Genomic DNA, 20320 nt, shown 5'->3' with positions numbered 1-20320 from the left:
GTCGGCGGCACGCGCGGTGCGGAAGGCGACCTCGATCCAGTCGTTGCCGGTGCGCTGCAGGTTGGAGTCGCGGCGGGCGCCCGAGTTGCCGTCCTGGAACGCCTCGTTCACCACGTCCCACTGGGCGATCTTGCCCTTGTAGTGGGCCATCACGCCGTTGATGTGGTCGATCATCGCCTGGCGGAGCGTGCTGCCGCTGAGGTTCTGCATCCAGGCGGGCTGCTGGGAGTGCCAGGCGAGGGTGTGGCCGCGGACCTGCTTGCCGTTCTGCACGGCCCAGTTGTAGACGCGGTCGGCGGCGGTGAAGTTGAACTGGCCACGCTGCGGCTGGGTCGCGTCGATCTTCATCTCGTTCTCGGCCGTCACCGAGTTGAACTCGCGGTTGGCGATCGAGGTGTACGTCGAGTCGCCCAGCCTGCCCGAGGCGATCGCGGTGCCGAAGTAACGGCCGTTCTGCGTGGCGGCGGCGCCGAGCGTGCTCTCGGCGGCGCTCGCGGTCGGCAGCCCGACCAGTGCGGTGGCCAGACCGACGGCGCCGACGAGCAGCGCCAGTAACAGGCCGCGGATCTTCCGTCGGACACGGGGTCCGGGAAGGGCTGAGGAGCCCATGGATGTGCCTCCAGGATGGAGATGGGGAGAGGGGGGAGGAGCGAGGGACGCGCCGTCGGCGGGGCCGGCCGCGCCGCGTCCCCCGCGATCAGTAGCCGTAGATCATCTTGTAGGCGACCTCGGGGAGGAACTGGCCGGCCGAAGAGCCGGCTCCGACGCCGCAGTTGCCGTCGGACTCACCCGGCGTCTTGATCCACAGCAGCATCTCGGCGCCCCCGCCCAGTTGGGTGGGCGTGCCGATCCGGCGGCCGGAGGGGTTGCACCACTGGCCGTTGGAGCCGTTGCCGTTGCGGCTGGTGTCCACCACGAACGGCTTGGTGTAGCCGTAGCGGGAGCTCAGCGCGCTGTTGATCGCGTTGCCGTAGGCCGTGTTCTGCTGCGTGGTGAAGTAGTTGGAGACGTTCAGCGAGAAGCCGTGGGCCTGCCGGAGGCCGGCCTCGTGGAGACGGCGGGCCATGGTGGCCGCGTCGGCCCAGCCGGGATTGCCGGCGTCCATGTACACCCAGGTGTTGGGGGCCTGGCGGCTGAACTCCGAGAGGGCGCCGGTGAGCATGGCCTCGCGCTCGTCGATCTGGGCCTGGTTCATGCACCCGTAGTCCCCGAGGGAGTCCGGCTCCAGGATGACGAGGGCGGGACGACTGCCGATCCCCCCGGCGAACTGGGCCACCCAGCTCGCGTAGGCGGACGGCGAGGAGGCTCCGCCCGCGGAGTGTCCGCCGCAGTAGTCGCGGTGGTAGATGTTGTAGGCGACCATGACGGGCAGCTTGTCCCTGCTGTCCGCGGCACCCGCGTACGCCCCGGTGGCCGTGCCGATGGTGCCGCTCCACGAGCCGAACCAGCGGGCCATGGGCGTGTTGGCTATCGAGGAGTTGATCGCCGCGGCCCGGCCGTCGCCGGGGTTCGCGGCGGCCCACCGCTTGGCGCTGGAGTCGGGGTCCACGTAGAACCCGCTGGTCATGGTGGTCGGGTCGGCGGCGTGGGCGGACGGGGCGGCGGTGAACGCGAGCGGCAGGGCGCAGAGCGCTGCCAGCAGCGTGCGGACATTGCGGCGCATGTGGGTACCTCGGTTTCCTGGCGATGACGCGCCGCCGGTCCTCGTCCCGAGCGTGCGACGCGCTGAAGGAAGTGCGGGCGGTGCGACGTCCCGTGCGATGCCGGTCCCCGGGAGGAACGACACGGGCAGGAACGCCAACTGACCTCGAGGGAGCGCTCCCAAACTGGAAGCGCTTCCAGCCCTGGGTTCAGGGATGCCACCGGTAAGGTTGTGGCGTTCCGCTTGCGCTGTCAAGGCTCCGCGTAAGCCCGGCCCTCGAACCGGCGGGAACGGGGCACCTCTGACTGGAAGCGATCCCAGCTCGATCGCGCGGCACTCCCGGCGGTGACCGCGACGTCGTCCCCCGGTCCACGGCCCCGCCGCTCCGGGGGAGCGGCGCCATGGGTGAGGATGGTGCCGTCCGGTCGACAGGAGAGGAACGCGTTTCATGGCACAGGATGCGCCCCGCCGCCAGCCGACGCTCGACGAGGTGGCCGAACTGGCAGGCGTGTCCCGCTCGGTGGCTTCCCGTGCCCTCAACAACGCCCCGCACGTCGCCCGGGTCAAACGCGAGGCGGTCGAACGGGCCGTACGCCGCCTCGGGTACGTGCCCAACTCGACCGCCCGGGCGCTGGCCACCCGGCAGACGGGCGCGGCCGCCCTGGTCGTCTCCGGGGAGGACCCGTCGATCTTCGCGGACCCGTTCTTCGCCCAGGTGATCGTCGGCGCGTCGGCCGCCCTGGAGGAGGCGGACCTGCACCTGATGCTGTGTCTGGCCGCCTCCGACCGCGGCCGCAGGAGGGTGGAGGAACTCCTCCGGTCCAACGGCGCGGACGGCGTGATGCTGATGGCGCTGCGCCAGGACGACCCGCTTGCCCGGATGGCCGAGAGGGCGACGATGCCCGTCGTGTTCGGCGGCCGGCCGGTCGGCTCCGTGCCGCGCTGGTACGTGGACGTCGACAACGTGGGAGGTGCGCGCGAGGCGACCGAGTACCTGATCTCGCGCGGTCGCACGCGCGTGGCCGCCCTCTGCGGCCGGCTGGACACCGAGGCCGGACTCGCCCGGTACCGCGGGTACCGGGACGCCGTGCTGGCGGCCGGACTCGACCCGTTCCCGCCCCGGGAGGGGGACTTCACCGAGAGCGGCGGGGCCGCCGCAATGTCCGGGCTGCTCGCCGAACACCCCGACATCGACGCGGTGTTCGCCGCCAACGACAACATGGGGGTGGGAGCGCTGCGCGCGCTGCGCCAGGCCGGCCGGAGGGTCCCGGACGACGTCGCCGTGGTCGGCTTCGACGACCTCGCCGTCGCGCAGATGTCGGACCCGCCGCTCACCACCGTGCACCAGCCCATACAGGCCCTCGGGCGGGAGATGGCGCGCATGCTCGCCGCCCTCGTCGACGGGCAGGACCCCACCGCGCTGATCCTGCCCACCCGGCTGGTCGTCCGCGCCAGCGCCTGACGGCGATCCCGGGAGCGCGACGCCAGGGGCGGGGGCCCCGGGACGTGCACCTTCGGTGTTAGCGATAACAACTCGACCCGTGAGCTGTGTCGGTCGCCCCGCCCGCCGAGGCGTGCGGCCGGGGCGGAAGCGACCTGGGACGGCCGAGCGGCATGCGCGGCGCGCTCACCCGAGGCCGATCCTTGTCCATGACGTCGCCCGTCCGGCACCTTGCCGGATGCCCTGAAAGATCAACGAACCGCTGTTCAGCGCCGTTCTGCGACACGCCGGGGGCATGCGTGCAGGCGTGATCCATCGCCCCCCGTCCGCGACAGCCGTCCGGCCGTCCTCGTCGGCCCGACGGTGATTTCCGTTGCACGAGCCTGGCCTCCCCGCGGTGTTAGCGGTAACAATCGACAGCGTCACAGTCCCATCCGTTCCACCTCGCTCGACGGCACTCGACCTCCTTCCGGAGGTGGGGCACGGTGTGCGTCGAGTTCGAACGGTCCGTGGACGCGCAGCGCCACATCGACAGTCCGGACGGTCCCCACGGGTCGGGCCGGAACCCTTTGCCCAAGACGAGGAAGTCCTCATGCGCAGAGAGAATCTCCACCGCAGGCATCTGTCCGCGGTGTTCTCCGCCGCGGTCGCGGTCCTCGCCGCGCTGGCGGCGATGCTGGTGGCCGAACCGGCCCAGGCGGCCAGCAGCGGCGCCTTGCGTCACGCCGCCTCCGGCCGCTGTCTCGACCTGCCCAACTCCAACACCGCCAACGGCACGTACCTGCAGATCTACGACTGCAACGGGCAGTCCAACCAGCAGTGGACGCTGACGGACAGCAACCAGCTGACCGTCCTCGGCCGGTGCCTGGACGTTCCGGGGCACTCGACCACGGCCGGTGTCCAGCTGCAGATCTATGCGTGCAGCGGCGGCGCGAACCAGCAGTGGCGGGTGAACTCCGACGGCACGATCGTCGGCGTGCAGTCAGGACTGTGCCTGGACGCGAAGGACAACGGCACGGCCAACGGCACGCGGGTGCAGCTGTGGACGTGCACCGGCAGCAGCAACCAGAAGTGGAGCGGTCTGACCGGCGGCGGGCCGACCCCGACGACGCCTCCGCCCTCCGGCACGTGCTCGCTCCCGTCCACGTACCGGTGGTCCTCCACGGGTGCGCTGGCGCAGCCGAAGAGCGGCTGGGTGTCGCTGAAGGACTTCTCCGCCGTCAGGCACAACGGCAAGTACCTGGTCTACGGGTCCTACTCGACGGGCTCCTCCTACGGCTCGATGGCGTTCACGCCGTTCACCAACTGGTCCGACATGGCCTCGACCGGCCAGAACGGGATGAGCCAGGCCGCGGTCGCGCCGACGCTCTTCTACTTCGCGCCGAAGAACATCTGGGTGCTCGCCTACCAGTGGGGCCCGGCGGCCTTCATGTACCGCACCTCGAGCGAGCCCACCAACGCCAACGGCTGGTCCTCGCCGCAGCCGCTGTTCACCGGCAGCATCTCCGGCTCCGACACGGGTCCGATCGACCAGACGCTGATCGCGGACGGCCAGAACATGTACCTGTTCTTCGCCGGTGACAACGGGAAGATCTACCGGGCGAGCATGCCGATCGGGAACTTCCCCGGCAGCTTCGGCTCGTCGTACACGACCATCATGAGCGACACCAAGGCCAACCTGTTCGAGGCCGTCCAGGTCTACAAGGTCCAGGGCCAGAACCAGTACCTCATGATCGTCGAGGCGATGGGCGCCAACGGCCGCTACTTCCGCTCGTTCACGTCCTCCAGCCTGAACGGCTCCTGGACCCCGCAGGCGGCCAGTGAGAGCAACCCCTTCGCGGGCAAGGCCAACAGCGGCGCCACCTGGACCAACGACATCAGCCACGGTGACCTGGTCCGCAACAACCCCGACCAGACCATGACCATCGACCCCTGCAACCTCCAGCTCCTCTACCAGGGCAAGGCCCCGAACTCGGGAGGCGACTACAACGCCCTCCCGTACCGGCCGGGCGTCCTCACCCTGCAGCGCTGACGCGCACCACGTCGAGGAACCCCGGCCGCACGTCGGCCGGGGGTCCTCCCCGGCGTGCGGGCGAGAGCGTGCCCGGCGCGCGGGGCCGTCTCGCAGGAGATCCAACCGGCGGGTAGGTTGCGGGAGTTACCGAACCAGCCGTACGGATCCGTGCCGGGGAGTGTCGTGGCCCGTCCCTTCGACGTCAACGAGATCTATCCCGACGACCCGACGGACTCCGTGCGGCTTCCCCGCCGACGGGCCGGGGGTTCGCCCCAGAGCCTCGCGGTGACACTGCTGGCCGACTACACCCTGCGGACCCGCGCGCCCGTTCCGTCCGGGGCGATCGTGTCCCTGCTGGGCGAGTTCGGCGTCACGCCCGCCGCCGGCCGCACCGCGATCAGCCGGCTGGCCCGGCGGGGCGTGCTGGAGAGCAGCCGGCAGGGGCGGCACAGCTCCTACCGGCTCAGCGACCCCGCCGCGGTCAACCTCTCCCTCTCGGGGCATTCGATCGTCGCGTTCGCCGAACAGGCCGAGAAGTGGGACGGCGTGTGGACGCTCATCTCCTTCTCGCTCCCCGAGGGCCGCAGCGCGGAGCGGCGGACGCTGCGGGGGCGACTGCGCTGGCTCGGGTACGCGCCGTTGTACGACGGGCTGTGGCTCTCGCCCAGGCCGTTCAGCCCGAGGGCGCGGGAGGAGTTGTCCGCCGTCGGCCCGGGAGCGCTGACGGTCTTCCGCGCGCGGCACCTGGAACTGCAGTCGACCGCCCGCCGCGACCCCTTGGACGCCTGGGACGTCGAGGCCATCGCGGAGGAGTACACGTCCTTCGTCGACCGCTGGAGTCCGCTGCTCGACCGGGTGCGGGCCGGTGGGGTGGGCGGCGTCGAGGCGGTGTACGCGCGCACCGAGGTCATGGACACCTACCGCCGGTTCCACGTCCTCGACCCCCGGCTGCCGATGCGGTGCATGCCGCCGGGCTGGCGGAGGGAGCAGGTCAGGGACCTCTTCACCGCGGTCTACGACGGTCTCGCCGAGACGGCCCAGGAGCACGTCCGGACGGCGGCCGGGCATCCCCCGGGTGCGGACGGCGGCATCGGGGCGCACACCACCTCGGAGCTGCTCGCAGGGCTGTGGCACGGGGACCCGTCCTCGGTCAACTCCCCGCGGGACACGGTTGATTGACGGTTTTCTGTCCGAGGGTTACGGTCATTGTCATACGAGGCGCGGGGATCCTGGGCCTCATGGTGGCCGCCCGCGGCCCGCGGCCCTCGGCCCTTGTCCGCGAGTGCCACGAGGGCCACGAGGCGGTCTCCCCCCATCGACCGGGCGAAGCCCCGACGTCCACCGCTCCATCGGCCGGCCCGCGGTTCCGCCGGCGCAGACAGCCGCGCCCGCGTCGCGATGCCCGCCCGCGGGCGTTCCCCCCACCCGCCGGCACGGTCGGCCTCGGCCGAATGCCGTACGGCGCACTCCGAGGAGTCCCCAGTGAAGAGTCCACGCAGACCGTTGGCGAAGCTGGCCGCCGTCGTGGTGGCGTTCGGCATCGCGGTGATCGGCCTGGTCACGGTGGTGCCCGCGCAGGCCGCGTCGCTGACCCAGGTGACCGGCTTCGGTGACAACCCGGGCAACATGCAGATGCACGTCTACGTGCCGGACAGCCGTCCGGCGAGGCCGGCCGTGGTGGTGGCCATGCACGGCTGCGGCGGAACGGGCCCGAACTTCTACTCCGGCAGCGAGTTCGCCTCGCTCGCCGACCGGTTCGGGTTCATCGTGGTCTACCCGACCGCGACCCAGTCGGCGGGCTTCGGCAAGTGCTTCGACACCTGGTCGGACGCGGCCAAGCGCCGCGGCGGCGGCAGCGACCCCGTCTCGATCGTCTCGATGATCGACTACGTGAAGCAGCGGTACGACGCCGACCCGAACCAGGTGTTCGCCACCGGGAGTTCGTCCGGCGGCATGATGACCCAGCACATGCTCGCGCTGTACCCGGACGTGTTCGAGGCCGGCGCCTCCTTCATGGGCGTGCCGTTCGGATGCTTCGCCAACGCGGCGGACTACCCGCCCGGCACCAGCAGGTGCACCGGCGGAAGCATGACCAGGACCCCGCAGCAGTGGGGCGACCTGGTGCGGCAGGCGTACCCCGGCTTCGGCGGAACGCGGCCCCGGATCCAGCTGTGGCACGGCACGAACGACACCCTCGTGCCGTACCAGCTGCTGCAGGAAAGCATCAAGCAGTGGACCGACGTGTTCGGGCTGAGCCTGACGCCGACGTCCTCCGACACCCCGCAGCCGGGCTGGAACCGCCAGCGCTTCGCCAACTCCTCCGGTGGGGTCGACGTCGAGGCGTACAGCGTCCAGGGCGCCGGTCACTCCCTGCCGTCGAGCGGGATGGCCGCACAGGCCGTGCAGTTCTTCGGACTGAGCAGCACCCCCGGCCCCGGCCCCACGACCGGCGGCCCCACCACCCCGCCGGCCGGCGGGGCGTGCAAGGTGACCGCCGCGGTGAACTCCTGGAACAACGGACTCACCGAGAACCTCACCATCACCAACACCGGCGACTCGGCGGTGAACGGATGGTCGCTCGCCTTCACCCTCCCCGCCGGACAGACGATCGCCAACGGGTGGAACGCCGCCTACCGGGGGACCGGTGGCCAGGTGACCGCCACCAACGTGAGCTTCAACGGCACGATCGCCGCGGGCGGGTCCACGACGATCGGCTTCCAGGCCACGCACACCGGCAACACGGCCCCGCCGACCGGTTTCACCCTCAACGGGGCCGCCTGCGCCACGGGCTGACCGGGGACCGGCCGGACGCCGAGCGGGCCGGAGCCCTTCGAGGGGCTCCGGCCCGCCCTCCCGTGCCGTCGCCGGCCGTACGGCAGTACGTGCGTGCGCACGGGCGGTCTCCGACGGCGGCGTGGGCGCGCACGCCCGAAGGATTGACAGGTTTCCTGCTCGTCCCGACACTGACCATCGATCAGGAAACCTGACAGTCTTCTCTGCCGGCAGCGCGAAGGAGCCCTGGCATGAAGCCCTCACCCCCCGCCCCCGGCGACAGCACGCAACTGCGCCGCGCCGTCACCTCCAGCTTCCTCGGCAGCGTCGTCGAGTACTACGACTTCCTGCTGTACGCGACCGCCTCCGCGGTGGTCTTCGCCGAGGTGTTCTTCTCCGACCTCGACCCCCTGGCCGGCACGGTGGCCAGCTTCGGCACCCTGGCCACCGGCTACGTCGCCCGGCCGCTGGGCGGCGTGCTGTTCGGCCACTACGGCGACCGGCTGGGCCGCAGGAACATGCTGGTCCTGTCGATGGCGCTGATGGGTGTCGCCAGCTTCCTGATCGGTGTGCTCCCGAGCCACGCGAGCGCCGGAAGCCTGGCCCCGATCGCGCTGGTGGTGCTGCGGGTGGTGCAGGGCGTCGCGGTGGGCGGGGAGTGGGGCGGCGCGGTGCTGATGTCCGCCGAACACGCCAGGGAGCGGCGCGGGTTGTGGGCGAGCTTCACCAACGCGGGCGCGCCGTGCGGCATGGCGCTGTCCACGGTGGCGATGTCGGCGACCGCCGCGGCCGTCGGTGAGGAGGCGTTCCTCGCCTGGGGGTGGCGCATACCGTTCCTGCTGAGCGTCGTGCTGCTGGCCCTCGGCCTGTTCGTGCGCCTGCGCGTCACGGAGACGCCCGTCTTCACGGCGGCCGCCTCCGAGGAGGCGCCCCGGCGCCCCCCGCTCGTGGACGTGCTGCGCAACCACCCGCGGGTGCTGCTGCTCGGCGTGGGCGTCGGTCTGAGCGCCTTCGTGGTGCAGGGCACGCTCACCACGTTCATCATCTCCTACGCGATACGGGCCGGCTTCGGCCGAGAGACGGTGCTGCACGCCCTCACCGTCTCGTCGACCCTCGCCGTGCTCGGCATCCTCGGCTGGTCCGCGGCCAGCGACCGGTTCGGCCGCCGGCCCGTGGTGGCCGCGGGCGCGGTGGCGGTGGGCGCCTACGCCTTCGTGCTCTTCCCGCTGGTCGACAGCGGCAGCACCGCCTTGCTGGTGGTGGCCGTCGTCGTGGGGCAGTCGGTACTGCATCCGATGATGTACGGGCCGCTGGCCGCGCTGTACGCGGAGCTGTTCACCACCCGCAGTCGCTACACCGGGGCCTCGCTCGGTTACCAGCTCGCGGGCCTGGGGGCCGGCTTCGCGCCGCTCCTCTTCGCCGAGGCGCAGGCGCTCGGCGGTGGCACGACGGCCATCTCCCTGGTCATCGCCGCGTTCTGCGCACTGACCGTGGTCTGTGTCCTGGCCCTGGGTGAGACCAGCCGCAACGAACTGGCAGCACCCGCCGGAAGCCGCCCGGAGGAACACCGGACCGTCTGAGCCCCCGACGCCGTCACCGGGGCGGACGCAACGCCCGCCAGGAGCTGTCGAGGGACGAGCGCAGGCGCGCGCGTTCCGCCCCGCTCAGCCCCGAGAGCATCAGCTCCTCGATCGCGGCGTGCGCGTCGGCGTACTCCGCGAGGAGGCGGCGGCCCTCCTCGGTGAGGTGGACCAGCAGTTCGCGACGGCTGGCGGGATTGGGGGAGCGGGAGATCAGCTCCCGCTGCTCCAGCGCGCGCAGCATGTCGGCCATCGCCTGGGGGGTGACGAAGGAGTCCCGGGCCAGCTGGGCCGCGGAGATGCCGCCGCGTCGTTCGAGGACGGTGAGTGCCGTGTACTGCAGGGTGGTCACCCCCGAGCCGCGCAGCATCTCGTCGAGCCGGGCGCGGATGACGAGCTCGAGTCGCTTGACCGCGTACAGCAAGGACGGCGCCTGCCGGCCCTCGGCTTCCTCCACCGCTTCCCCCACCGCTTCCCCCACCGCTTCCCTCACCGTTCCACTCCCGGGTATTGACAGGAATCTTGAGGGTATCAACCATGGTGGATCATCAAGGTTCCTGATGGTCTGGAGATGGTGTGACCGCAGAGAACGACCTCCCCGCATCCCTTTCGCCGGCCCGTCACGACGACGTCGCGGTCCTGACCCTCAGCCGCCCCGCCAAGCGCAACGCCCTGGACGACGCCACCGTACTCGGCCTCGGCCGCTACTTCGACGCCCCGCCCGCCTGGGCGAAGGCCGTGGTGCTGACCGCCGACGGCGAGCACTTCTGCGCGGGGCTCGACCTGGCGGAGCTCCGGCAACGGGACGCGGTGCAGGGCCTGCACCACTCCCGCATGTGGCACCGGGCCTTCGACCGGATCGCGTGCGGAACCGTGCCGGTGATCGCGGTGCTCAAGGGCGCCGTGGTGGGAGGCGGCCTGGAACTGGCCGCCGCGGCCCACCTCAGGATCGCCGAGGACTCCGCCTTCTTCGCCCTGCCGGAAGGCGAGCGGGGCCTGTTCGTCGGCGGAGGCGCCTCCGTCCGGGTGCCGCGGCTCACCGGAGTGGCCCTGATGGCCGACATGATGCTCACCGGCCGCGTGCTGGACGCCGACGAGGGCGCCGCCGCCGGGCTCGCCACCTACCGGACCGCCCCGGGGAAGGGCCTGGCCAAGGCGCTCGAACTCGCCGACCGGATCGCCCGGAACTCACCGGTCACCAACTACGCCGTGATCCACGCCCTGCCCAGGATCGCCGAAGCCGCGCCCGAGACCGGCCTGCTCCTCGAATCCCTGATGGCCGGCGTCGCCCAGAGCAGCCCGGAGGCCAAGGACCGCATGGACGCCTTCCTGTCCGGGCGGGCCGCCAAGGTCACCGCACCAGGCGCCGCTCCCGTCCCGCCTACCACTCCCGGTCCCGCCCCCACCCCCGCCGCCGACGAGGAGGCACGATGAGCACCTCCCACCCTCCGCGCGAACCCGAACTCCTCCATCCGCCCGTCCCGGAGCGGGCCCGCGACGCACGCGTGGGGCGGTTCCTGGCCTGGCTGCGCGAGAACGGCACCGCAGACCTGGCCTCCTGGGACGAACTGCGGGCCTGGTCCGTCGGCTCCCTGGAGGACTTCTGGGAGTCGGTCCGGGAGTACTTCGGCGTCCGCCTCCACACCCCCGCCGAGCAGGTCCTCACCACCCGTCGGCTGCCCGGCGCCCGCTGGTTCCCCGGGGGCACCCTCAACTACGCCGAGCACGCCTTCGGCCAACCCGAGGACGCCGACACCGTCGCGGTCGTCGCGTACTCCCAGACCAGGGATACCGTCGAGCTGACCTTCGCCGAACTCGCCGAGCGGGTACGGCGGGTGCGCGCCGGGCTGCGCCGCCTCGGCGTCGGCAGGGGCGACCGGGTCGCCGGCTACTTGCCCAACATCCCCGAGACACTGGTCGCCTACCTGGCCACCGCCAGTCTCGGCGCCGTATGGGCCGCCTGTGCCCCGGAGTTCGGGCCCCACAGCGTCAACGACCGGTTCGGCCAGGTGGAACCCAAGGTCCTGCTCGCCGTCGCCGGGTACACCTACGGCGACCACGAGATCGACCGCAGGGCCGAGGTCGCCGAGATCCGCGCCGCGCTGCCCGGTGTACGCCACGTCGTCCATGTCCCGTACGGGCCCCACGCGTTGGGCGAGTCGGTGCCCTGGAGCGACCTGCTGGCCGACACCGACGAACCCCTCGCCTTCGAGCCCGTCCCGTTCGACCACCCGCTGTGCGTGCTCTTCTCCTCCGGCACCACCGGCAGGCCCAAGGCCATCGTCCACGGCCACGGCGGACTCCTGCTCGAGCACCTGAAGAACCACGCCTTCCACTGGGACCTGGGGCCCGGCGACCGGCTGCTGTGGTTCACCACCACCGCCTGGATGATGTGGAACGCCCTCGTCTCGGCCCTGCTGGTCCGCTCCTCGCTCGTCATGATCGACGGCAACCCGCTCCATCCCGGCCCGGGGGAGCAGTGGCGGATCGCCGCGCGCACCGGCGCGACACTCATGGGCGCGAGCCCCGGCTACCTGATGGCGTGCCGCAAGGCAGGGATGCGTCCCGCCGAGGAGCACGACCTCTCCCGGCTGCGGCAGATCGGCGTGGCGGGCAGTCCCTTCCCGCCCGAGGGCGCCCGGTGGGTGGCCGGACAGTTCGGCAGCCGGGTGCTGCTCAACGTCGGCAGCGGCGGCACCGACGTCTGCACCGGGCTGGTGCAGGCGTCGCCGCTCACACCGGTCTACGCCGGCGAGATGTCGGGCCCGAGCCTGGCCGTCGACGTCAAGGCGTACGACCAGGACGGGAGGACCGTCGTCGGGGACATGGGCGAGCTGGTGATCACCTCACCGATGCCGTCCATGCCGGTCGGCCTCTGGGGCGACCCGGACGGCAGCCGGCTGAGGGACGCCTACTTCTCCGCCCATCCGGGCGCGTTCCGCTTCGGGGACTGGTGCCGGTTCTCCTCCGCCGGCTCCTGCCTGATCACCGGCCGTTCCGACGCCACCCTCAACCGGGGCGGGGTGCGCCTGGGCACGGGGGAGTTCTACCGGGTACTGCAGGACGCCGAGGAGATCACCGACAGCGTCGTCGTCCACCTCGAGGATGCCGCGGGCGGCGCGGGCGAGCTGATCCTCTTCGTGGTGCCCGGCCCCGGCACGAGGTGCGACGAGGGCCTGCGCAAGCGCCTGTCCGCACGGATACGGTCCGCCCTGTCACCACGCCACGTCCCGGACCGGATCGTCGCGGTGCCGTCCGTGCCGTACTCACGCACCGGGAAGAAGCTGGAGGTGCCGGTCAAGCGCATCCTGCTCGGCGCCGACCCGGCCGCCGTGGCCTCCCCGGGCGCGCTCGTCGATCCGTCGGCCCTCGACGCGTTCGCGGAGTACGGCCGCCGCCGCGCCGAGGACGCCCGATGAGCGCCGGGCACGCCGCGGGGGCGGGCACAGGCCACGCCGCGGTGGTGGGCGCCGGGCACGCCGCGGTGGTGGGCGCCGGTGTCATCGGTGGGGGATGGGCCGCGCTGTTCCTGGCCCACGGCCTGGACGTCGTCGCCCACGACCCCGCCGACGGTGCCGAGGAACGGCTTCGGGAGTCCGTCCGCCGGGCATGGCCCGCCCTGGCCCGGCTCGGTCTGGCCGAAGGGGCCGACCCGCACCGGCTGCGCTTCACGGACAGCGCGGCGGAAGCCGCCGACGGAGCGTGCTTCGTGCAGGAGAGCGGTCCGGAGCAGGAGGACGCCAAGCGGCGCCTGCTCGCCGAGCTCGACGAGGCCGCCCCGCCGTCCACGCCCCTGGCCAGCAGTTCCTCCGGGCTCACGCCCACCACGCTGCAGACGATGTGCGCGCGCCGCCCGGAGCGGGTGCTGGTTGGCCATCCCTTCCACCCCTCCCACCTGATCCCGCTGGTCGAGGTGGTGCCGGGCACGCGCACCGAGAGGTCCGTCGTCGAGGAGACAGTGCGCTTCTACACCGCACTCGGCAAACGCCCGGTCCTGGTACGGCGCGAGGTGCCCGGTCACGTCACCAACCGTCTGCAGGCCGCCCTGTGGCGCGAGGCGTACTCGCTGGTGGAACGGGGCGTGGCCACCGTCGCCGACATCGACACGGCCGTCTCCGAAGGCCCCGGCCTGCGGTGGGCGCTGCTCGGCCCGCTGGTCAACCAGCACCTGTCCGGCGGAGCGGGCGGCATGGCCCGCACCCTGGACCACCTCGGGCCGCCCGCCCAGCGCTGGATGGACGACCTCGGCACGCCGCGGCTCACCCCGGCCCTGACCGAGGCGCTGGTCCGCGGCGTCGACGAGGAACTGGCCGGCGTCGACCAGGAGCGCATGGTGGCCGACCGGGACGAACTGCTGGTCCGGCTCATCGAGGAGAAGCGCCGCCGCCGGTCACTGCCGTGACGGCCTGACCCCGCCCCTGCCCGCCTGCCCCGCCCCTGCCCGCCTGCCCCCCCTGCCCGCCCGACAGCGCCCGGCCGGCCCGGACACCGCCGTGCCGGCCCGACGAGGAGCACCCCCATGGAACGCTACGCCTCCCGTGTCGATCCGGACACCGTGGTCGCCCTGGACACCCATGTCCACGTCGAGTGCGACGGCCACGGCCACCTCTCCCTGGACCAGGAGCTGATGGACGCCTCGGCCAGGTACTTCCGGGCCTCCCACCCGCGCACGCCCACCCTCGAGCAGATCGCCGAGCACTACCGGGCACGGAACATGGCCGCGGTCGTCTTCACCGTCGACGCCACCACCGGACTCGGCCGCCCGCCGGTCTCCAGCGAGGAGATCGCCGAACGCGCCGCCGAACACGCCGACGTGCTGCTGCCGTTCGGCTCCGTGGACCCGCTGCGCGGCACCGAAGCGGTGCGACAGGCCCGTCGGCTGGCCGAGGAGTACGGGGTCCTCGGCTTCAAGTTCCACCCCAGCCTCCAGAACTTCGCGCCCGACGACCGCGCGTACTACCCGCTGTGGGAGACGCTGCAGGAACTCGGGACGGTGGCCCTCTTCCACACCGGGCAGACCGGTATCGGCGCCGGGCTCCCCGGTGGGCGGGGCATCAAGCTGCGCTACTCCGACCCCATGCTCCTCGACGACGTCGCGGCGGACTTCCCCCACCTGACCATGGTCCTCGCGCACCCGTCGGTGCCGTGGGTGGACTCCTCGATCTCGATCGCCACCCACAAGGCCAACGTCTACATCGACCTGTCGGGCTGGTCCCCGACGTACTTCCCGCCGCAGCTCGTCCGGCAGGCGAACACCCTGCTGCGGCACAAGGTCCTCTTCGGCTCCGACTTCCCCGTGCTCGCCCCCGACCGGTGGCTAGCGGACTTCGCCCGGCTGGACATCAAGGACGAGGTCCGCCCGCTGATCCTCAAGGAGAACGCGGTGCGCATGCTGGGTCTGAGGGGAGGCGCCCGGTCAGCCGACCCGGACGCGGCCTGACGACGGTGCCGGCGAGACGGTGTTAGCGATAACAAGACGGCCTGCTCCGCCCAGGTCGACGGCCCGCCGATCGCACCCCGCCGGGTACGAGGGACATTATCCGCCGCAGCTCAGCGGCCACAAGGGCGGATGCCTTCGATGCCGGGCACTGATTCTGACGTCACGGACCTGGCTCACCGTGCGTGTTAGCGGTAACAATGAAGCGCACAGTTCTCCTCCGCCCACCCGGCTCGTCGGCAGTCGACACCCCTGCGGACGAGGCCCCCGGCATGCCCCTCGAAGGGACGACGATGACCGAACGATTACCCAGGCGGCTGTCCTGCCTCCTCGCCACCCTGGCCGCCGTGCCGGCTCTCCTGGTGGCCTCGCCCCAGGCGCCCGAGGCGCAGGCCGCACCCGGCAGCCCGGCCCTCACCCCGCCCATGGGGTGGAACAGCTGGAACAGCTTCGGCTGCCAGATCACCGAGACACAGGTCCGCCAGGCCGCCGAGGCGATGGTCTCCTCCGGGATGCGGGCCGCGGGCTACCAGTACGTGGTCGTCGACGACTGCTGGTTCGACCCGCAGCGCGACGCCCAGGGCAACCTGCGCGCCCACCCCACCAAGTTCCCCAGCGGCATGAAGGCGCTCGGGGACCACATCCACTCCCTGGGCCTGAAGTTCGGCATCTACCAGGCGCCGAACGAGAAGACCTGCGCCCAGGGCAGCGGCGCCTTCCCCGGAGCCACCGGAAGCCTCGGCCACGAGGCACAGGACGCCCGCACCTTCGCCTCCTGGGGTGTGGACTACCTCAAGTACGACTGGTGCTCCGGCAACGGCACCCGCGACGAGCAGGTCGCCCGGTTCGGCATCATGCGTGACGCGCTGCGCGCCACGGGACGCCCGATCGTCTACAGCGTCAACCCCAACAGCTACCACGCCATCACCGGCGACAAGTACAACTGGGGCCAGGTCGCCGACATGTGGCGCACCACCGAGGACCTGCTCGACATCTGGCAGAACGGCAACGTCAACAGCTACCCGATGGGCGTGGGCAACGTCCTGGACGTCACGGCGCCGCTGGCCGCGCAGTCCGGTCCCGGGCACTGGAACGACCCGGACATGCTGGTGGTCGGACGGCCCGGACTCACCCTGAACCAGTCGCGCTCGCACTTCGCGCTGTGGGCGCTCATGGGCTCGCCGCTGATGGCGGGCAACGACGTGCGGTCGATGTCCGCCGACGTCAGCGCCGTGCTGCGCAACCCGCGGCTGATCGCGGTCGACCAGGACCCCCTGGGCGCCGGCGGACGGCGGGTGCGCGACGACGGGAACACCGAGGTCTTCGCCAAGCCGCTGTCCGACGGCTCGGTGGCCGTGGGGCTGTTCAACCGCGGCGGCTCCACCGCGACCGTGAGCACCACCGCGGCCCAGATCGGGCTGTCCGGCGGCCCGTTCACCCTCACCGACCTGTGGACCGGCGCGAACTCGGCGAGCGGCGGACAGATCTCCGCCTCCGTCCCCTCCCACGGCATCGCCGTCTTCCGCGTGTCCGGCGGCACGCCGCTGGCCAGCCAGACCTCGCGGCTGCGCGGCACCGGCTCCGGCCGCTGCGTCGACGTGGACAACGCCTCCACCGCCTCGGGCTCGGCCGTCCTCGTCTGGGACTGCCACACCGCCGCCAACCAGCTGTGGACCACATGGGCGGGCGGCGAGATCCGCGTGTTCGGGGACAAGTGCCTCGACGCCTACGAGCGGGGCACCGCCAACGGCACGCGGGTGATCACGTGGCCGTGCAACGGCCAGGACAACCAGAAGTGGACCCTGGCCTCCGACGGGTCGATCCGCAACACCCTCTCCGGCCTCTGCCTGGACGTCGAGGGGGCCGCCACGGCCAACGGAAGCCGGCTCGTCCTGTGGAACTGCAACGGGCAGAGCAACCAGAAGTGGAGCCGCAGCTGACAAGGTGACGGCCGCGCCGGAGGCACCCGTGACCTGTACTTCCGGTACACGGGCGGCAGCGGCTACCTCCTCGACGCCAGCAAGTGGCAGTCCACCGCCTGACGCCGCCCCCGCCCCCGCCCCGGTCGGCGCCCGCCGCCGCTGCCGCCCGGGCACGTTCCCCACCGGGCGGACGCGCTCCCTGTCCCACGGACAGGCTCCCTGCCGGACGGTCCGTCCGGCAGGGAGGCGGCCGGCTCTTCCTCTCCGCTCGCCCCCACCGTCACGAAGGAGCACCCCATGTCCTGGCTCCACCACCCCCTGAGCCGCAGGACCGTCTTCACGGCGGCCACCGGCGCCGCCCTCACCGCTGCCGCGCCCCGCGCCCAGGCGGCTCCCGCCCCCGGCGCGGCCACCCCCGCGGCCGGCGCCCTGGCCGCGGCGGCCTACACCAACCCCGTCGTCTGGCAGGACTTCGCGGACGTCGACATCATCCGGGTCGCCGACACCTACTACATGTCGGCGTCCACCATGCACTACTCGCCGGGGGCCCCCGTCCTGCGCTCGTGGAACCTGGTCGACTGGGAGCTCGCGGGCCACTCGGTGCCGGTGCTGGACTTCGGCGCCAAGTACGACCTGTCCGGCGGACGCGGGTACGTGCGCGGCATCTGGGCGTCCTCGCTCAACCACCGCCGCAGCGACGACACCTTCTACTGGATCGGTCAGATCGACTTCGCGCGGACGTACGTGTACACCGCCAGGACCGTCGAGGGCCCGTGGACGCGGCGCGCGGAGCTGCCGCAGGTCTACTACGACGCGGGGTTGCTGGTGGACGACGACGACACCCTGTACGTGGCCTACGGCAACACCCGTCTCAGCGTCGCCCAGCTCTCCGGCGACGCCCGTAGCCAGGTCAGGGCACAGGAGGTGTTCGTCACCCCCTCCTCCGTCGGGACGCTGGAGGGGGCCCGCTTCTACAAGATCAACGGCCGCTACTACATCTTCGTCACCCGTCCCGCGAACGGCCAGTACGTCCTGAAGTCGGACTCCGGTCCGTTCGGCCCCTACACGATGAAGCAGTTGCTCCTGGACCTGCGGGGGCCGATACCCGGCGGAGGAGTCCCGCACCAGGGAGGACTGGTCAGCACCCCGCAGGGCCAGTGGTACTACATGGCCTTCGTGGACGCCTACCCCGGCGGACGCGTACCGGCCCTCGCACCCGTCACCTGGACCTCCGACGGCTGGCCCGTGCTGCAACTGGTCGACGGCGCCTGGGGAGCCTCGTACCCCGCCCCCCAACTGCCGCCCCCGCCCCGCGCGACCAGGCCGCTCACCGGCGTCGACACCTTCCAGGGGCCCGCGCTCGGCCCCCGGTGGGAGTGGAACCACAACCCGGACACCAGCCGTTTCACCGTCGGCGGCGGGCTCACGCTGCGGACCGCCACCACCACCTTCGACCTGTACTCCGCCCGCAACACGCTCACCCACCGCATCCAAGGCCCCACCTCGACCGCGACGATCGTCCTCGACCACTCCGGCATGCGGGACGGCGACCGCGGCGGACTCGCCCTCCTGCGCGACTCCTCGGCCTGGATCGGTCTCAAGCGCGACAACGGAACGACGCGGGTGGTGATGGTCAACGGCATCACCATGGACAGCAACTGGAACACCAGCAGCACGGGAACCGAGGCCGCCGGGGCGTCCGTCACGGGCAGCAGGATCTGGCTGCGCGCCACCGCCGACATCCGTCCGGGCAGCGGGCGCCAGGGACACTTCTCGTACAGCACCGACGGCGTCACCTTCTCCCCGCTGGGGCCGGCCCTCACCCTCAGGAGCGAGTGGCAGTTCTTCATGGGCTACCGCTTCGGCATCTTCAACTACGCCACCGTCGCGCTCGGCGGCTCGGTCCGCGTCGAGCGCTTCGAACTGACCCCGGGAACCGCCTCCGCCCCCGCCTCCGCCGTCCGCCTCCGGGCCCGCGCGAACGACCGCTTCGTCTGCGCCGAGGATGCCGGGGCCTCCCCGCTGATCGCCAACCGCACCGGCGCCGGCGTCTGGGAGACGTTCGACATCGTCGACCTCGGGAGCGGCGACGTCGCCCTGCGGTCCCACGCCAACGGCCGCTTCGTCTGCGCCGACAACGCCGGGGCCTCCCCGCTGATCGCCAACCGCACCAGCGCGGGCAGCTGGGAGACGTTCCGCCGGGTCGACAACGCCGACGGCACCGTGAGCCTGCGCGCACGGGCAAACGACCGGTACGTGGGCGCAGCGGACGGCGGCGCCTCCCCGCTGATCGCCGACCGCACTTCCATCGGCCCCGGGGAGTCGTTCACCCTCACCCCGGCCTGACCGCACTCCTCGCCGTCGATCACCCTCGGTTACTATGCTCACTTCATGCCCGAGGGCCGGAAGCTCCCCAGGGCTGGTCGGCTGGTCCGCCAAGGTCGCGCCGTCGGAAGAACGGCCTTGGAATGCCAGGCAGGTAACCGGTAGGGGCTCTGGAAGTTGATGAGAGAAGTCGTAGCGACTCGCTACCTCATGCCCCTGCGTTCCGGCGGGTCCGTGCCCGGTGTCGTGGAGGCGGACGACCTGGGCACCTACGTCGTCAAGTTCACCGGGTCGGCGCAGGGCCGCAAGGCGCTGGTCGCCGAGGTGATCGTCGGTGAACTGGGCCGCCGCCTCGGACTGCGGGTGCCGGAGCTGGTGCGGGCCCGGTTCGACCCCGCGCTCGGCGCGCACGAACCCCACCAGGAGGTCCGTGACCTGCTGAACGCCAGTGCGGGGCTGAACCTCGGCATGGACTACCTCTCCGGCGGCGTCGACCTCACCCCGGAGCTGGCCGAGACCTTCCGCGTGGATCCGCAGGAGGCCGGACGGATCGTCTGGCTGGACGCCCTCACCGCCAACGTCGACCGCACGGTGCACAGCTCCAACCTGATGGTCTGGCCCACCCGCGGCACCGCCCCGGCCCGCCTCTGGCTGATCGACCACGGGGCCGCCCTGGTGTTCCACCACCGCTGGGACGGCACCGCGCCCGACAGGACCTACGACTTCCGCCACCACGCGCTCGGCCGGTACGCCCCGGACACCCGCGCCGCGGACGCCGAGCTGGCGCCCCGGGTCACCGAGGCGCTGCTGCGCGAGGTGGTCGCCGAGGTCCCCGACGAGTGGCTGACCGAGGAGGCCGGCCTCGACACCCCCGAGGCGGTCCGGGAGGCCTACGTCGGCTGGCTGGCCGCGAGGGCCGCCTGCTCGGCCGCGTGGCTGCCGACCGACTTCCCCGGCGCCGAGGAACTCGCCGCGGAGGAGCACGCCCGCCGCGAGAAGAGCCGCCGGGGCCGCCCCGGCTGGCTCCAGCGCGTCCCCGACCTCCACGGCAAACCCGCCGCCGCGCAGGACTGGTCCGTCCACCTCGGTGACGCCGACGCCGACTGACCTTGGGGAAGGCCGGGACGGCGTTGTGCCCCGGCCGCCCCTCCGGTCCGGACGGCCGCCGCCCCGGAGTCAGGTACGGC

General features: G+C 72.1%; 14 protein-coding genes and 1 pseudogene. 12 read left to right on the top strand and 3 right to left on the bottom strand.

The window, feature by feature from the left end; all coding sequences use genetic code 11:
* Together ABZ836_RS15530 and ABZ836_RS15525 are read right to left on the bottom strand one after the other, a co-directional pair.
* Positions 1–609: endo-1,4-beta-xylanase (locus ABZ836_RS15530; protein ID WP_361142373.1), on the bottom strand; the 609-nt coding region annotated here is incomplete at its 3' end.
* Between the two features lie 88 nt (positions 610–697).
* Positions 698–1663, bottom strand: a complete 966-nt coding sequence (locus ABZ836_RS15525) for a glycoside hydrolase family 6 protein (protein WP_356137920.1) — start codon at positions 1661–1663, stop codon at positions 698–700.
* A 427-nt stretch (positions 1664–2090) separates the two neighbouring features.
* On the opposite strand from ABZ836_RS15525, the gene ABZ836_RS15520 reads away from it, so the two are divergent.
* The 5 genes from ABZ836_RS15520 (at position 2091) to ABZ836_RS15500 (ending at position 9449) form a co-directional block, all read left to right on the top strand.
* A complete protein-coding gene (locus ABZ836_RS15520) occupies positions 2091–3104 on the top strand; it encodes a LacI family DNA-binding transcriptional regulator (RefSeq protein WP_356137918.1) in 1014 nt (337 codons plus the stop codon).
* Between the two features lie 571 nt (positions 3105–3675).
* Positions 3676–5115 carry a non-reducing end alpha-L-arabinofuranosidase family hydrolase gene (locus ABZ836_RS15515; RefSeq protein WP_361142369.1) on the top strand — a complete coding sequence of 480 codons (1440 nt, stop codon included), beginning with the start codon at positions 3676–3678 and terminating at the stop codon, positions 5113–5115.
* Between the two features lie 165 nt (positions 5116–5280).
* A complete protein-coding gene (locus tag ABZ836_RS15510) occupies positions 5281–6276 on the top strand; it encodes a PaaX family transcriptional regulator C-terminal domain-containing protein (protein ID WP_356137916.1) in 996 nt (331 codons plus the stop codon).
* Positions 6277–6579: 303 nt separating this feature from the next.
* Positions 6580–7890 carry a PHB depolymerase family esterase gene (locus tag ABZ836_RS15505; RefSeq protein ID WP_361142366.1) on the top strand — a complete coding sequence of 437 codons (1311 nt, stop codon included), beginning with the start codon at positions 6580–6582 and terminating at the stop codon, positions 7888–7890.
* Positions 7891–8120: 230 nt separating this feature from the next.
* Positions 8121–9449, top strand: coding sequence for an MFS transporter (locus ABZ836_RS15500; protein WP_361142363.1), 1329 nt, complete (start codon positions 8121–8123; stop codon positions 9447–9449).
* Between the two features lie 13 nt (positions 9450–9462).
* Here ABZ836_RS15500 and ABZ836_RS15495 read toward each other — a convergent pair whose 3' ends face one another.
* The gene (locus tag ABZ836_RS15495; RefSeq protein WP_356137929.1) at positions 9463–9819 is read right to left on the bottom strand and encodes a MarR family transcriptional regulator; all 357 of its coding nucleotides are present in this window, start codon (positions 9817–9819) and stop codon (positions 9463–9465) included.
* 206 nt (positions 9820–10025) lie between these two features.
* Between ABZ836_RS15495 and ABZ836_RS15490 the strand changes: the two genes are divergently transcribed.
* The 7 genes and pseudogenes from ABZ836_RS15490 (at position 10026) to ABZ836_RS15460 (ending at position 20240) form a co-directional block, all read left to right on the top strand.
* Positions 10026–10883, top strand: coding sequence for a crotonase/enoyl-CoA hydratase family protein (locus tag ABZ836_RS15490; RefSeq protein WP_361142360.1), 858 nt, complete (start codon positions 10026–10028; stop codon positions 10881–10883).
* Positions 10880–12868, top strand: coding sequence for an acetoacetate--CoA ligase (locus ABZ836_RS15485; protein WP_361142357.1), 1989 nt, complete (start codon positions 10880–10882; stop codon positions 12866–12868). Before ABZ836_RS15490 ends, ABZ836_RS15485 begins: the two co-directional genes overlap by 4 nt.
* Positions 12865–13851: a 3-hydroxyacyl-CoA dehydrogenase NAD-binding domain-containing protein gene (locus tag ABZ836_RS15480; RefSeq protein WP_361142354.1), complete on the top strand. Its 987-nt coding sequence runs from the start codon at positions 12865–12867 to the stop codon at positions 13849–13851. The genes ABZ836_RS15485 and ABZ836_RS15480 overlap by 4 nt, the downstream gene beginning before the upstream one ends.
* A 117-nt stretch (positions 13852–13968) precedes the next feature.
* Positions 13969–14889 carry an amidohydrolase family protein gene (locus ABZ836_RS15475; RefSeq protein WP_361142351.1) on the top strand — a complete coding sequence of 307 codons (921 nt, stop codon included), beginning with the start codon at positions 13969–13971 and terminating at the stop codon, positions 14887–14889.
* Between the two features lie 290 nt (positions 14890–15179).
* Positions 15180–16826, top strand: a complete 1647-nt coding sequence (locus tag ABZ836_RS15470; RefSeq protein WP_356137903.1) for a lectin — start codon at positions 15180–15182, stop codon at positions 16824–16826.
* 279 nt (positions 16827–17105) lie between these two features.
* A pseudogene (locus ABZ836_RS15465) lies at positions 17106–18740 on the top strand (glycoside hydrolase 43 family protein); the annotation flags it as partial.
* 570 nt (positions 18741–19310) lie between these two features.
* On the top strand, positions 19311–20240 hold the full coding sequence (locus ABZ836_RS15460; RefSeq protein ID WP_361142348.1) for a HipA family kinase: 930 nt from the start codon (positions 19311–19313) through the stop codon (positions 20238–20240).
* Positions 20241–20320 lie beyond the last annotated feature (80 nt).

The organism is Streptomyces sp. NPDC047130, assembly GCF_040643475.1.
In the GTDB taxonomy this organism is placed as follows: Bacteria; Actinomycetota; Actinomycetes; order Streptomycetales; family Streptomycetaceae; genus Streptomyces.
This window is presented reverse-complemented; position numbering and strand designations above follow the sequence as displayed.

Coding starts and splice junctions, on each gene's coding strand:
- ABZ836_RS15525 (WP_356137920.1), bottom strand. CDS start 1,663: ATGCGCCGCAATGTCCGCACGCTGCTGGCAGCGCTCTGCGCCCTGCCG.
- ABZ836_RS15495 (WP_356137929.1), bottom strand. CDS start 9,819: ATGCTGCGCGGCTCGGGGGTGACCACCCTGCAGTACACGGCACTCACC.
- ABZ836_RS15485 (WP_361142357.1), top strand. CDS start 10,880: ATGAGCACCTCCCACCCTCCGCGCGAACCCGAACTCCTCCATCCGCCC.
- ABZ836_RS15520 (WP_356137918.1), top strand. CDS start 2,091: ATGGCACAGGATGCGCCCCGCCGCCAGCCGACGCTCGACGAGGTGGCC.
- ABZ836_RS15480 (WP_361142354.1), top strand. CDS start 12,865: ATGAGCGCCGGGCACGCCGCGGGGGCGGGCACAGGCCACGCCGCGGTG.
- ABZ836_RS15500 (WP_361142363.1), top strand. CDS start 8,121: ATGAAGCCCTCACCCCCCGCCCCCGGCGACAGCACGCAACTGCGCCGC.
- ABZ836_RS15515 (WP_361142369.1), top strand. CDS start 3,676: ATGCGCAGAGAGAATCTCCACCGCAGGCATCTGTCCGCGGTGTTCTCC.
- ABZ836_RS15470 (WP_356137903.1), top strand. CDS start 15,180: ATGACCGAACGATTACCCAGGCGGCTGTCCTGCCTCCTCGCCACCCTG.
- ABZ836_RS15475 (WP_361142351.1), top strand. CDS start 13,969: ATGGAACGCTACGCCTCCCGTGTCGATCCGGACACCGTGGTCGCCCTG.